The organism is Streptomyces sediminimaris, assembly GCF_047049295.1.
In the GTDB taxonomy this organism is placed as follows: Bacteria; Actinomycetota; Actinomycetes; order Streptomycetales; family Streptomycetaceae; genus Streptomyces; species Streptomyces sediminimaris.
The window spans coordinates 5532322-5544871 of record NZ_JBJWOT010000001.1 but is presented as its reverse complement, the minus strand read 5'-3'; the positions used below and the strand labels follow the sequence as shown (position 1 = coordinate 5544871).

The 12550-nt window shown below is 72.4% G+C and carries 12 protein-coding genes; 5 read left to right on the top strand and 7 right to left on the bottom strand.

From position 1 onward, the window contains the following. Window positions 1-21 precede the first annotated feature (21 nt). Window positions 22-606 carry a suppressor of fused domain protein gene (locus ACJ9NR_RS25880; protein WP_412493318.1) on the bottom strand — a complete coding sequence of 195 codons (585 nt, stop codon included), beginning with the start codon at window positions 604-606 and terminating at the stop codon, window positions 22-24. A 502-nt stretch (window positions 607-1108) separates the two neighbouring features. Between ACJ9NR_RS25880 and ACJ9NR_RS25875 the strand changes: the two genes are divergently transcribed. Together ACJ9NR_RS25875 and ACJ9NR_RS25870 are read left to right on the top strand one after the other, a co-directional pair. Beyond that, window positions 1109-2227, top strand: a complete 1119-nt coding sequence (locus ACJ9NR_RS25875; RefSeq protein WP_412493317.1) for a magnesium and cobalt transport protein CorA — start codon at window positions 1109-1111, stop codon at window positions 2225-2227. Between the two features lie 24 nt (window positions 2228-2251). Continuing rightward, window positions 2252-2764: a hypothetical protein gene (locus ACJ9NR_RS25870; protein WP_412493316.1), complete on the top strand. Its 513-nt coding sequence runs from the start codon at window positions 2252-2254 to the stop codon at window positions 2762-2764. Window positions 2765-2768: 4 nt separating this feature from the next. Here ACJ9NR_RS25870 and ACJ9NR_RS25865 read toward each other — a convergent pair whose 3' ends face one another. Then, window positions 2769-3512: a hypothetical protein gene (locus tag ACJ9NR_RS25865; RefSeq protein ID WP_412493315.1), complete on the bottom strand. Its 744-nt coding sequence runs from the start codon at window positions 3510-3512 to the stop codon at window positions 2769-2771. A 227-nt stretch (window positions 3513-3739) separates the two neighbouring features. On the opposite strand from ACJ9NR_RS25865, the gene ACJ9NR_RS25860 reads away from it, so the two are divergent. From ACJ9NR_RS25860 to ACJ9NR_RS25850, 3 genes are read left to right on the top strand one after another with little or no spacing between them, the layout of a single operon-like run. Further along, window positions 3740-5038: a magnesium transporter MgtE N-terminal domain-containing protein gene (locus tag ACJ9NR_RS25860; RefSeq protein ID WP_412493314.1), complete on the top strand. Its 1299-nt coding sequence runs from the start codon at window positions 3740-3742 to the stop codon at window positions 5036-5038. After that, on the top strand, window positions 5035-5628 hold the full coding sequence (locus ACJ9NR_RS25855; RefSeq protein ID WP_412493313.1) for a DUF1003 domain-containing protein: 594 nt from the start codon (window positions 5035-5037) through the stop codon (window positions 5626-5628). Before ACJ9NR_RS25860 ends, ACJ9NR_RS25855 begins: the two co-directional genes overlap by 4 nt. A 43-nt stretch (window positions 5629-5671) precedes the next feature. Beyond that, window positions 5672-6805: an Mrp/NBP35 family ATP-binding protein gene (locus tag ACJ9NR_RS25850; RefSeq protein ID WP_412493312.1), complete on the top strand. Its 1134-nt coding sequence runs from the start codon at window positions 5672-5674 to the stop codon at window positions 6803-6805. A gap of 54 nt (window positions 6806-6859) precedes the next feature. Here ACJ9NR_RS25850 and ACJ9NR_RS25845 read toward each other — a convergent pair whose 3' ends face one another. The 5 genes from ACJ9NR_RS25845 to sigE all read right to left on the bottom strand — a co-directional run bounded on the left by ACJ9NR_RS25845 (window position 6860) and on the right by sigE (window position 12322). Continuing rightward, window positions 6860-7531, bottom strand: a complete 672-nt coding sequence (locus tag ACJ9NR_RS25845) for a hypothetical protein (RefSeq protein ID WP_412493311.1) — start codon at window positions 7529-7531, stop codon at window positions 6860-6862. Between the two features lie 270 nt (window positions 7532-7801). After that, window positions 7802-8245, bottom strand: coding sequence for a sec-independent translocase (locus tag ACJ9NR_RS25840; protein ID WP_412493310.1), 444 nt, complete (start codon window positions 8243-8245; stop codon window positions 7802-7804). Window positions 8246-8424: 179 nt separating this feature from the next. Continuing rightward, a complete protein-coding gene (locus ACJ9NR_RS25835) occupies window positions 8425-9987 on the bottom strand; it encodes a S1C family serine protease (RefSeq protein ID WP_412493526.1) in 1563 nt (520 codons plus the stop codon). Between the two features lie 554 nt (window positions 9988-10541). Continuing rightward, window positions 10542-11552, bottom strand: coding sequence for an anti-sigma factor family protein (locus tag ACJ9NR_RS25830; RefSeq protein ID WP_412493309.1), 1011 nt, complete (start codon window positions 11550-11552; stop codon window positions 10542-10544). Beyond that, window positions 11549-12322, bottom strand: coding sequence for an RNA polymerase sigma factor SigE (sigE, locus tag ACJ9NR_RS25825; RefSeq protein WP_412493308.1), 774 nt, complete (start codon window positions 12320-12322; stop codon window positions 11549-11551). The genes ACJ9NR_RS25830 and sigE overlap by 4 nt, the downstream gene beginning before the upstream one ends. Between the last annotated feature and the right edge of the window lie 228 nt (window positions 12323-12550).

Here is a 12550-nt window from a genome sequence, read left to right as displayed (position 1 = left end):
GCTCACTCCAGCTGAGATCGGTCACTCCAGCGGGACGGACCCGCGGGCTGGGTCCCGCAGGTCCGTCCCGTGTGCCAGCCAGCGCTCCCGGAGGGCCTGGGCGCCGTGCACCCGCTTCCAGGCGGCCTCGTTCGGCGTCATCGGGAGCAGGGGCAGGAACCGGACCGGCTCGAGCGGCTCCTCGAGTGCGAGATCCTCGACCAGACCGCCCGGCTCGGCCACCAGGACGGAGCTGAACGGTGCGCCGGGCCACAGCGGCTCACCGACGTCGAGCGAGCCGCCGGGTGCCACGACCACGCCCTCGACCTGCGGTGAAGCGGCGAGTACGGCGAGCGGGCGCAGCGCCTTGTCGGTGTCGGCGAGGCCGCCGCGGACCGACAGGACCAGTTCGGCGCGCGGGCCCTCGACCGGGTCGGCGAGCACCGCCGAGGGGTCGTTCATCGGCTGCGCGGACATGCCGAGGGTGGCGTAGCGGACGATGTCGCCCTCGTGGAAACGGAGCACTTCGATGCGGTCGGCGCCGAGGAACGTGACGGCCGCCCGGGCGTCCGGTTCGCCCAGCGCGCCGCGCAACCGGGCCTCGACCAGAGGAAGAACATCAACCATGCGGCGAGCATAGAACTCGTCAGTACAGGGCAAAGCAGCACCTTGACACATTGGGCTGCTGATAGTCTTGCCCGCGTCGTCGGGGCAACACGCAGATGGGCCCCTCCCGGGCCGTGAGCCAGCGGGGGAACCGCACATTAGGCCCGACGCGAGTGAGACTCCCTTACGGGAATGGAACGTCCCTCACGAGGGACCGGCCGGAGGAGGTGGGGCTGTCATGGATCGAAGTCACCCGTGCAGTACCACTCGCTCTTCCCGCCCCTGATACAGCTGATCCGGCTCTGGCTGACCGCCGCCTTTCACGCTCACGTCTTCCCGCGGAAGAGCACTTCGTTTCGTTCTGCCTGATCTGTCTGATCTGAATCAGCAGCGGAATACGCCACCGCGACGGTGCGGTGCTCCCCGCTTTGTGGACGTGCCAAACACCTGACGCCAGGACGTCCTCATTCCGGGCAGTTCCAGCCGTCGTCGGCGCCTTTCGCCTGACACGAAGGAGCCAGCCATGTCGATGATCCGTGACCTGCGCGCCGCGGTCCGGCCGTCCCGCGTCCCGGTGCGGGGGGACGCCGGTGTGTACGACACGACTCGCGACCCCTCGACCCCCTCCGCCGTGGTCGACTGCGCCGTCTACCGGGACGGCGTCCGCGTCGACAGCGGCAGGTCCCTGACCCCGCACGAGGCGATGCGCCTGGTGCGCCGCGACGGCGGCTTCGTGTGGATCGGTCTGCACGAGCCGACCGAGGCCGAGTTCTCCGGGATCGCAAGCGAGTTCGGGCTGCACCCGCTGGCCGTGGAGGACGCCGTCCAGGCCCACCAGCGGCCCAAGCTGGAGCGCTACGACGACACCCTCTTCACGGTCTTCAAGACCATCCACTACGTCGAGCACGACCGGCTCACCGCCAACAGCGAGGTCGTCGAGACCGGCGAGGTCATGTGCTTCACCGGACGGAACTTCTTCATCACCGTCCGGCACGGCGGCCAGGGCTCGCTGCGCGCCCTGCGCCACCGGCTCCAGGACGACCCCGAGCTGCTCGCCAAGGGCCCCTCGGCGGTGCTGCACGCGATCGCCGACCATGTCGTCGACGGCTATCTCGCGGTCGCCGACGCCGTCCAGGACGACATCGACGAGGTCGAGACCGAGGTGTTCTCGCCGGGCCGCCGGGGCGGCGTCTCGCGCGGTGTGGACTCCGCGCGGATCTACCAGCTCAAGCGCGAGGTGCTGGAGTTCAAGCGCGCCGTCTCGCCGCTGCTGCGTCCCATGCAGCTGCTGAGCGAGCGGCCGATGCGGCTGGTCGACCCCGACATCCAGAAGTACTTCCGGGACGTCGCCGACCACCTCGTCCGCGTCCAGGAGCAGGTCCTCGGCTTCGACGAGCTGCTCAACTCGATCCTCCAGGCCAACCTGGCGCAGGCCTCCGTGGCGCAGAACGAGGACATGCGCAAGATCACGTCCTGGGCCGCGATCATCGCCGTACCAACGATGGTGTGCGGGGTCTACGGCATGAACTTCACCTACATGCCGGAACTGCACGCGAAGTACGGCTACCCGGTGGTCATGAGCATCACGGTCTGCATCTGTCTGGGCATCCACCGCACGCTGAAGCGCAACGGCTGGCTGTGAGAGCGGCCTGGTTAGGCTGAGACCATGACAAGCGAGCTGCTCGGCCAGGCCCTCGTCGAGGAGGCCACCAAGAAGTCCGGCCTCATCTGGGTCAGCGGTCCCGGCGTCCCGGCCAGGGCGCTGTGGCACGTGTGGCACGAGGGTGCCGCGTGCCTGGTCGGCGACGGACCGGGCGAGCAGCCGCTGCCGGGGCTGACCGACGGGGCCGGGGCGGAGGTGACGGTCCGCAGCAAGGACAAGGGCGGCCGTCTGGTGACCTGGCCCGCGAAGGTCGTCGAGCTGACGCCCGGCTCCGAGGAGTGGACGGCCACGGTCGCCGAGCTGAAGGGCAAGCGGCTCAACGCCCCCGACGGCGAGGCGATGACCGGGCGCTGGTCCCGCGAGTGCCGGGTACTGCGTCTGGAACCGGCCGGGGCGACAGCGCGGTTGCCCGCCGGCAGCCTGGCCGAGGCACCGCTGCCGACGCCCGCCACGACGCGCCGGCCGGCCCCCGCGGGGCTTCCCCGGCTGCTGCTGAGGAAGCGAAGGCGCCGATAGGACGTCAGGACGTCGGCAGCTGCTTGCCGTAGTCCACCGTCTCGTTCTTCTCCGGCTCGTTCAGGGCGAAGTCCTCGCCCCAGGACGAGAAGGCGATCGTTCCCGCACCGCCCGCCCGCTGCAGCCGGAGCGGATAGGGCTTGCCCTGCAGGGAGACGTCGAGGGTGCCGCCGGAACCCTTGCCGCCGGTGATCCGGATGGTGCGGGTACCCGACTGCTCGTGATGCCCGTCCGTCGCGAGCGAACCGTGCAGGGTGAGCAGACCCTCGAGGAGGACGTCCATGTCCGTGAAGCCGCTGAACTTCTTGTACGCGGGGTCGCGCCGCGGCACCTTCACGTACTTGCCGTCGAGCTTGCCCGCGGACACCTTGTCCGTGGCGCCGCCCGCGTGCTTCCAGAACTTCGCGCCGGCCTTCAGATACAGCTGCTCACCGATGCGCAGCAGCCCGAAGGCCACGCCGCCCGAGGTGACCGAGCCGGTGGCGCCCTCCGACTTCAGGCGCATGTCGAGTTTGTACGTGCGCCCGTTGGTGACCACGTTGCCCAGGAGGTGCACGGAGTCGGCCGACGCCGCGGCCGCCCGGGTCTTCGCCTGGATCTTCGCGGCCGGCAGTCTGCCGACGCCGTTGGTGCCCGCGTCGGGGTCGCCGCTGCAGCCCGCCAGCACGCCCGTCCCCGCCAGGGCCAGTGCGCACATCGCTGCCAGCAGCGTGATCCGGCGAGTACGGCCCTGGGCGATCGCGGTCACGGAAGGGGCTGCCTTTCGGTCGTGGGACGTGAGCGGCGTACCGCAGCGTACCCGGGGTACGGGCGGCCCAGCGGAAGCAGTCCGTCCGGGCGCCCCACCAGGGCGGACCCGATCGGTACGGGCTAGCCTGAAGCCCACCTGAGCGGGCAATTCGGAAAGAAATCACAGCAGGAAACAAGCACTGCGAAACACACCGCAAGAACCCGCAAGCAAAGGAGGCGCGGCCCATGGCAGCGGGCGCCCCGAGGATCTTCGTCTCGCACCTCGCCGGTGTCGCCGTCTTCGACCCCAACGGCGACCAGGTGGGCCGCGTCCGCGATCTGGTCGTCATGCTGCGCGTCGGCCGGCGGCCGCCGCGGGTGCTCGGGCTGGTCGTCGAACTGCCCACCCGGCGCCGCATCTTCCTGCCCATGACCCGGGTGACCAGTATCGAGTCCGGCCAGGTCATCACCACCGGCGTGCTCAACGTCCGGCGCTTCGAGCAGCGGCCCACCGAACGCCTCGCCTTCGGCGAGCTCCTGGACCGCCGGGTCACGCTCGTCGAGACCGGCGAGGAGGTCACGGTCCTCGACGTGGCGGTGCAGCAGCTGCCGGCCCGCCGGGACTGGGAGGTCGACCGCGTCTTCGTCCGCAAGGGCAGGCGCAGCGGCGCCTTCCGGCGGGCCAAGGGCGAACAGCTGACCGTCGAGTGGTCCGCCGTCACCGGCTTCTCCCTGGAGGAGCACGGACAGGGCGCCGAGAGCCTGCTCGCCACCTTCGAGCAGCTGCGCCCCGCGGACCTCGCCAACGTGCTGCACCACCTGTCGGCCAAGCGCCGTGCCGAGGTGGCCGCCGCCCTCGACGACGACCGGCTGGCCGACGTGCTCGAGGAGCTGCCCGAGGACGACCAGATCGAGATCCTCGGCAAGCTGAAGGAGGAGCGCGCCGCGGACGTCCTGGAGGCCATGGACCCGGACGACGCGGCCGACCTGCTCGCCGAGCTCCCCGAGGAGGACAAGGAGCGCCTGCTGAGCCTGATGCAGCCCTCCGACGCGGCGGACATGCGGCGCCTGATGGCGTACGAGGAGCACACGGCGGGCGGCCTGATGACCACCGAGCCGATCGTGCTGCGGCCCGACGCCACGGTCGCCGACGCGCTCGCTCGCGTCCGCAACCGCGACCTCTCCCCCGCCCTCGCCGCCCAGGTCTACGTCTGCCGCCCGCCCGACGAGACGCCGACCGGCAAGTACCTCGGCACGGTCCACTTCCAGCGCCTGCTGCGCGACCCGCCGTACACGCTGGTCAGCGCGATCATCGACGACGACCTGCAGCCTCTCGACCCCGATTCCGCGCTGCCCGTCGTCGCCGGGTTCTTCGCCACGTACGACATGGTCGCGGCGCCCGTGGTCGACGAGGCCGGTTCGCTGCTGGGCGCGGTGACGGTGGACGACGTACTGGACCACATGCTGCCCGACGACTGGCGGGAGACGGAGTTCCATCTGGACGTGGACGAGAACGACGAGAGCAAGGGGGGTGGGGGCTCATGACTCCCGAGCGCGAGAGCACGCGCGAGCGCACGCCGGCCGGGGCGACGGCCGCCACCCGCCCGCGCGCCCGTCTGGACCAGCCGCGCGCGCCGCGCCGCCGGCTGATCCCCGAGTGGGACCCGGAGGCCTTCGGACGGCTGTCGGAGCGCATCGCGCGCTTCCTCGGCACGGGACGGTTCATCGTCTGGATGACGGTCGTCATCGTGCTGTGGGTGGTGTGGAACGTGTTCGCGCCGAGCGCGCTGCGTTTCGACAGCTACCCGTTCATCTTCCTGACCCTGATGCTGTCCCTCCAGGCGTCCTACGCCGCCCCGCTGATCCTGCTCGCGCAGAACCGGCAGGACGACCGCGACCGGGTCAACCTCGAACAGGACCGCAAGCAGAACGAGCGCTCCATCGCCGACACCGAGTACCTGACCCGCGAGATCGCCGCCCTGCGCGTCGGCCTCGGCGAGGTCGCCACGCGCGACTGGATCCGGTCCGAGCTGCAGGACATGGTCAAGGAGCTGGAGGAGCGGCAGAACGGCCACCACGAACACGCCGTATTCCCGGCGGAACGGTCGCGCGGACGTGACGTAGACGACCGGTGACGGGCGTCCCGGGGGCACCCCGCGGCGCCGTACCATCGACCTTATGGCTAGCGAAGACGCGGTGCGCGAGGCACTGGCGACGGTGAACGACCCCGAGATCAACCGGCCCATCACCGAGCTCGGGATGGTCAAGTCGGTGGACATCGGCGCGGACGGGACGGTCGCGGTCACCGTGTACCTGACGGTCTCCGGCTGCCCGATGCGCGAGACCATCACCCAGCGCGTGACCGACGCGGTCTCCCGGGTCGAGGGCGTCACGCGCGTCGACGTCTCGCTCGACGTGATGAGCGACGAGCAGCGCAAGGAGCTGGCGAACGCGCTGCGCGGCGGCCAGGCGGAGCGCGAGGTCCCCTTCGCCAGGCCCGGCTCGCTCACCCGCGTCTACGCGGTCGCGTCCGGCAAGGGCGGCGTGGGCAAGTCCTCGGTGACGGTGAACCTGGCGGCCGCGATGGCGGCCGACGGGCTGAAGGTCGGTGTCGTCGACGCCGACATCTACGGCCACAGCGTGCCGCGCATGCTCGGCGCGGACGGCCGCCCCACCCAGGTCGAGAACATGATCATGCCGCCTTCGGCCAACGGCGTGAAGGTCATCTCCATCGGCATGTTCACCCCGGGCAACGCCCCGGTGGTCTGGCGCGGCCCGATGCTCCACCGCGCGCTCCAGCAGTTCCTCGCGGACGTGTACTGGGGCGACCTGGACGTCCTGCTGCTCGACCTCCCGCCCGGCACCGGCGACATCGCCATCTCCGTCGCCCAGCTGGTCCCGAACGCGGAGATCCTGGTCGTCACCACGCCTCAGCAGGCGGCGGCCGAGGTCGCCGAGCGGGCCGGCTCCATCGCCGTGCAGACCCACCAGAAGATCGTGGGCGTCGTCGAGAACATGTCCGGCCTGCCCTGCCCGCACTGCGGCGAGATGGTCGACGTCTTCGGCACGGGCGGCGGCCGGACGGTGGCGGAGGGCCTGACCCGTACGACGGGTGCGACGGTTCCCGTCCTCGGCGCCATCCCGATCGACGTCCGCCTCCGCGAGGGCGGCGACGAGGGCAAGCCCGTGGTCCTGAGCGACCCGGACTCCCCGGCGGGCGCGGCCCTGCGGGACATCGCGGGCAAGCTGGGCGGGCGTCAGCGGGGCCTGTCGGGCATGTCCCTGGGGATCACGCCGAAGAACAAGTTCTGACCCGCCGCGCCGGGGCGCGGTGAAGGGGCGCCGCGGCCGCGCGGCGCCCCTTCGTCATGCGTACGCCTTGATGTCCTCGATCATGGCGAAGCCGAGGCCGTACGCGCTCATGCCTCTTCCGTACGCCCCCACGTGCACCCCTTCCGGCGTGGATCCGGCGAGGACCCAGCCGAACTCGGACTCGCGGTAGTGGAAGGGCGTGGGAACGCCGTCAACGGGCAGGGAGAGCGTCGACCACTCCGGGCCCGACAGGTCGTCGGCCAGCGCCCACGCGGTCTCCGTCTGCTGCTCCAGCCAGTCGTCCCGCAGCGAGTGGTCCATCTGCCCGGGCCAGGTGAAGGACAGCAGCCCCACACCGGCCAGCCAGGCCGCCGAGGAGACCGACGTGGCCTCCAGCAGACCCGTGCCGTCGGCACTGCGCCGTACGGGGCTCGCCGCGACGGTCACCACGACCGCGAACTTCTCCCGCGGCTCGTCGGCGGAGCCGGCCGCGAACTCGTTCTTCACGGAGGGCTCGTCGCCGTGCCCGATCGAACCGTGCTCGACGGCACCGTCGGCCGCCGTCCCGACCTGCATCAGCCAGCGCGGACCCGTGAAGGCCTCGTCGAGGCCGTACCACGGGAAGGGCGCCAGCAGGTAGCCGTCGACCGTGCGCCGGGCCGTGGGCAGCTGCCCGCCGCCCTCCGTGCCCGGCGCCTGCGCGACTGCCTGACTCGTCGTCTCCATGTGCCCGGACGCCTCCTCGTTCTCGTCGGACCGGAGCGGCCCGCCCCCCTTCGGGCGGCGTTACTCCTCGAAGTACGGTCCGCACAACAACTCGGCAGCATAGCCACCCCGCTCGGAACAGCACGGAAATCGCCCGGCGCGTGGGTCGCACCGAGGGGCGGGTTCAGGCCGTGCGCAGGTCCGCCGGAGTATGAAACGCATCACGTACGGCGCATACGGGCGCGCGCGCGTGCCGCGCCGGAGCGCGGTCCGGCGGCGTGCGGGCAGGACTCAGGTGGCGTCCGCGTCGAAGGGCGGGCGGTCGTCCCCGTCGGGCTTCTTCGTCATGTCCACGCGGCCGTTCGAGGAGGCCGGGGGACCGGAGGAGGACGGCGTGGACGGCGGGTCGATCTCGCGGCTGTGCACCGCGTCCGTGACCTCGGCCATCTCCTTCTTCAGGTCGAAGCCGTTGCGGATCTCCTTGAGCCCCAGGTCGTCGCTGTCCAGCTGCTTGCGGATGAACGTCCTGGGGTTGAGGTCCTCGAGCTCGAAGTCCTTGAACTCCGGGCCCAGCTCGGACCGGATGTCCTGCTTGGCGCTCTCCGAGAACTCCCGGATCTTGCGGATCGTCCGCATCACGTCCTGGATGACCTTCGGGAGCTTGTCCGGACCGAAGACGAGCACGGCAAGGACAACGAGCGTCACCAGCTCGAGCGGTCCTATGTCATTGAACACCTGAAGCTCCTTGCGAGTCCCTCGGTCCTCGGCCCTCGGTGGTCTGTGCGGGTCTTCCGTGGTCCGGGCCGGATCCACGGTACCCGGCCATCCCGTACGACCGGTACCGTCCCGGGCGTTCCGGGTGCGGTGCGTGGACGGTTTTGGGGGTTGTTTGCCTTGTGGGGCCCCGAATGGGCTCAGCCGCCGTCCGAGGAGCCGAGGACCAGCGAGATCCTCCTCTCCGCGCCGTCCCGCCGGACGGTCAGCTCCAGGCGGTCGCCGGGGCGGTGGGCGCGGGTCCTGACGATCAGCTCCTCGCCGGAGTGCACGCGCCGGCCGTCCAGCGCGGTGATGACGTCGCCCGCCCTGATGCCGGCCCTGGCGCCCGGGCCGCCCGGCCGGACGGCGGGGCCGCCGTCCCGGGCCTTCGCGCCGACGCGGGCGCCGTCCCCGGTGTAGTCCAGGTCGAGGGTGACGCCGATGACCGGGTGGGTCGCCCTGCCGGTGTTGATCAGTTCCTCGGCGACCCGCCTGGCCTGGTTGACCGGGATGGCGAAGCCGAGCCCGATGGAGCCGGCCTGACCGCTGCCCGAGTCCGAGCCGTCGTCGGCGGAACGGATGGCGGAGTTGATGCCGATGACCCGGGCCCGGGTGTCGAGCAGCGGCCCGCCGGAGTTGCCGGGGTTGATCGGCGCATCGGTCTGGAGGGCGTCGACGTACGACACGTCGCTCCCGTCGGCGCTGTCGCCGCCGGCCGTGATGGGCCGTTCCTTGGCGCTGATGATGCCGGAGGTGACGGTGCCCTCCAGGTCGAAGGGGGCGCCGATGGCGACGACGGGATCGCCGACCTGGACGTTGTCGGAGTTGCCGAGCGGCATGGGCGTCAGCCCGCCGACGTGACTGACCTTGACGACGGCGAGGTCGTAGCCGCTGTCCCGGCCGACGACGGTGGCCTTGGCCGTGTCCCCGCTGTTGAAGGTCACCGATATCCGGCCTGCGGAGTCGGCGGCCGGTTCGACGACGTGGTTGTTGGTGAGGATGTGGCCCTGCGCGTCGAGCACGAAGCCCGTCCCGGTGCCGGACTCCCCGGCGCCGGACACATGCAGGGTGACCACGCTGGGCAGGGCCCGCGCGGCGATGCCCGCGACGCTGTCCGGGGCCCGGCCCGGGGGCTCCTTGCCGGCCTGCGGCAGCTCCACGGCCCCCAGGCCGCCGTCGCGTTCGAGGGAGGCCCCGACGACACCGCCGACGCCCCCTGACACCAGCGCGAGCGCCACGCCGCCGCCGACGAGCGCCCGCCGGACCCGCCTGCGCCGCTTGTCCTTGTCCTCGACGGCCGCGCCGTTCTGCTGGAGGGGGGTGGAGGACCAGGGGTCGTAGTTCTGCCAGGGGGTGGAGAAGGAGGGTACGGGGGCCGCGGGGGCGGGGGCGGGCTGGGCCCCCGGGAGCACGGGCACCGGTTCCGGCGCCGGGGAACCGTGGGACGGTGGTGGCGCCGGCGCCGGCGCCGGTGTCGCGGTGCCCTGCGCGGGCGTGGCCGCCGGGTGCTGCACCGGCGGAGCGGGCGCCCAGGGGCCGGGCTCGCCGTACGGCGGGGTGCTGTAGGGGTCGGGGTCGTGCAGGGGCCCGGAACGCTCGGCGGCGTGCGTCCCCGCGGGGGCCGCCGGCTCGCCGTCACCCTCACGGCCACCGCCCGCACCACCGCCCCCCGAACCGGCCGCCCCCTCAGGAGCCGTCAGCCCGGCGCCGGGAGCCCGCAGCTCGAAGTCGCCATCGGGTACGGACCCACTCCCGGCCCCGGAAACCCCACAGGAAGCCGCCCCCTCCCCCACGCCACCCACGGACCGCACCGCCCCCTCAGAAGCCCCCAGCTCCGGGCCAGGAGCCCGCAGCTCGAAGTCGCCATCGGGCGGGGAGGCGGCGCCGGCTGCGGAAGGGCCAGAGACGCGGGGAGCGGCGGAGGCGGCCGGAGAGGCCGCCCCCTCGGTCCCGGCGCCCGCGGGCCGCGTCGGCCCGGCGTCGTCCCCGGGCGTGGCCGCGCGCCCGGCCGCGGCTTCCCGCGGTGCGTCCGGCCCGTGGCCCGCGTCGGCGGATGAGGTCGCCTCCGTCTCTCCCGCCACACCCTGCGGACGCGGCCTGCTCCACCACTTCGGCTTCGCGGGCTTCCCCTCGTTCATGCTCTCCCCACAGCCGGCCACGGCACGGCACGGTCCGGCGCCGTGGCCTCGGTTGTCGACTCCGCGCGCGGCCCGCTGCCGCGGACGCGGTCCAGCCTGGATTCAACCAGGTTCGCGGGCCGGGACGCAGGGGCCGGTCAGCGGGAGGGGTGCGGGGAGGAGGAAGCGGAAGCCGGGTCGGGGACGGGTGCGGCGAGGAGGCCGGGGGACGAGAGCTCCGGCGGATCGGACCACGAGGTCAGGGTGAGCGGCGGGGTCGCCTCCAGCGGGCGTATCAGCGGGGACATCACGGCGGCGCCCGCCATCACGGGAGTGGTGAGCGTGTGCACGGTCTGCTGCCGGGCCCGCACCGAGCCGGCCCGGTCCGCGGCGCCGGCCTGGTTCACCACGCCGGGCAGCAGCGGCGCGGAGACCGCGGTCGGGGCCACCGGGGCCTCGCCCAGCGACTGCCGGCCCTGTGCGAGCAGCGGGGCGGTGCCACGGCGCCGCTGGTTCTCGGGGGCCGTCGCGGCACCCGTCCCCTGGGGGCGTGCCGGAATCACGTTGCTGCCCGCGCCCGTGCCGCCGCGGGCGTCCGCGGTGTCGGTGGGGGTGCCCGCCGTGACGCCGCCCAGCGCGATCGCGGCGAGCGACACGGCGCCCGCGGCGACGAACGCGAACCGCATCCCGCGCGAGGCGGAGCGCTCGGACTCGTGCCGGCTGACGTCGTGGATACGGAAGCCGCGGTCCGCGGCGGAGGGCAGCCCGGAGGCGTGCGAGGAGGCGGCGGGGACGTAGCCGAACTCGAAGCTCTCGCCCCGCTTCAGGCCGAAGGCCCCCGTGACGCCAGATCTTCCGAGGAGCCCGCCGGGGATTCCTCCCCCGCCGAACGGCGAGCCACCGCCGTCCGGGTCACCTCCCCCGGGAAGCCCCTGGAGCCGGGCCAGGAAACTCTCGGAGGGCGGCGGCGGGGCCGCCTCCGCGAAGACGTTCTTCAGCTGTCGCTGCGCGTCCGCCTCCGCCTTGCACCTGGCGCAGGTGGCCAGGTGGGCGAGGACCCGCTCGCGCGTCTCATGACCGAGCTCTCCGTCCACCAGGGCGGAGAGTCGGTCTCCCAGATGCTGTTCGGCCAGACGCCGCTCGGCGGGGCTGGGTCGGGTCTCGCTCACGCGGTCGCGCCCCCTCCTCCCAGCGCGGGCACACGGGCGAAGGAGCGGCGCTCCGCCGTCCGGGCCTGGGGCGCACGGTGCGCGAGGGCCTTGCGCAGCTGCGAACGACCGCGGTGGATACGGGAGCGGACCGTGCCGAGCTTGACGCCCAGGGTCGCGGCGATCTCCTCGTACGACAGGCCCTCGATGTCGCACAGCACGACGGCGGCGCGGAACTCGGGCGCGAGGGTGTCGAGGGCCTGCTGGACGTCCGCGTCGAAGTGCGCGTCGTTGAAGACCTGCTGCGGCGACGGCTCCCGGCTGGGCAGCCGCTCCGCGGCGTCCTCGCCCAGCGCGTCGAAGCGGATGCGCTGCTTGCGGCGGACCATGTCGAGGAAGAGGTTGGTGGTGATGCGGTGCAGCCAGCCCTCGAAGGTGCCCGGAGTGTAGGTCGACAGGGAGCGGAAGACGCGGACGAAGACCTCCTGGGTGAGGTCCTCGGCGTCGTGCTGGTTACCGGTCAGGCGGTAGGCCAGCCGGTAGACACGGCCGCTGTGGGTGCTGACGATCTCCTCCCAGGTGGGCGGAGTCCACGCCTGCCCGTCCGCGTCGGTGGAGAACGTCGCGGTCTGGGCCGGGTCAGCGGCGTGGCTGTGGTCAGCAGCGGTGTCGTTCACGGATTTCGGCCTGCCGGCTGATCCGAGGAAGCGCCGCAGCGCTCCTGCCCGGACTCCAGGCGCGGCCGCACCTCCCCTGTCGGCTCTGGTGGTGTCCAGTGGAGCCCCTACCATAGCCACCTCGCCCGTTAGCTCCGGATAAGCGGTTTTACGAGAATTTGATGTGGGCCGGCGCCCCTCGGACCCCTGCGTCCGCAGTTGCTCCGGGGCCTGCCCGTCGCCGTGATCCAACCGTGTCCCCCAGACGTCGTCCCTACCCCTCTTAACGCCCGGTCCCATCTGCGGGTTCCCGGGCCCAACGGATACAGTCACGCCGAGGCAACCACGGGGACAGGAGAGGGC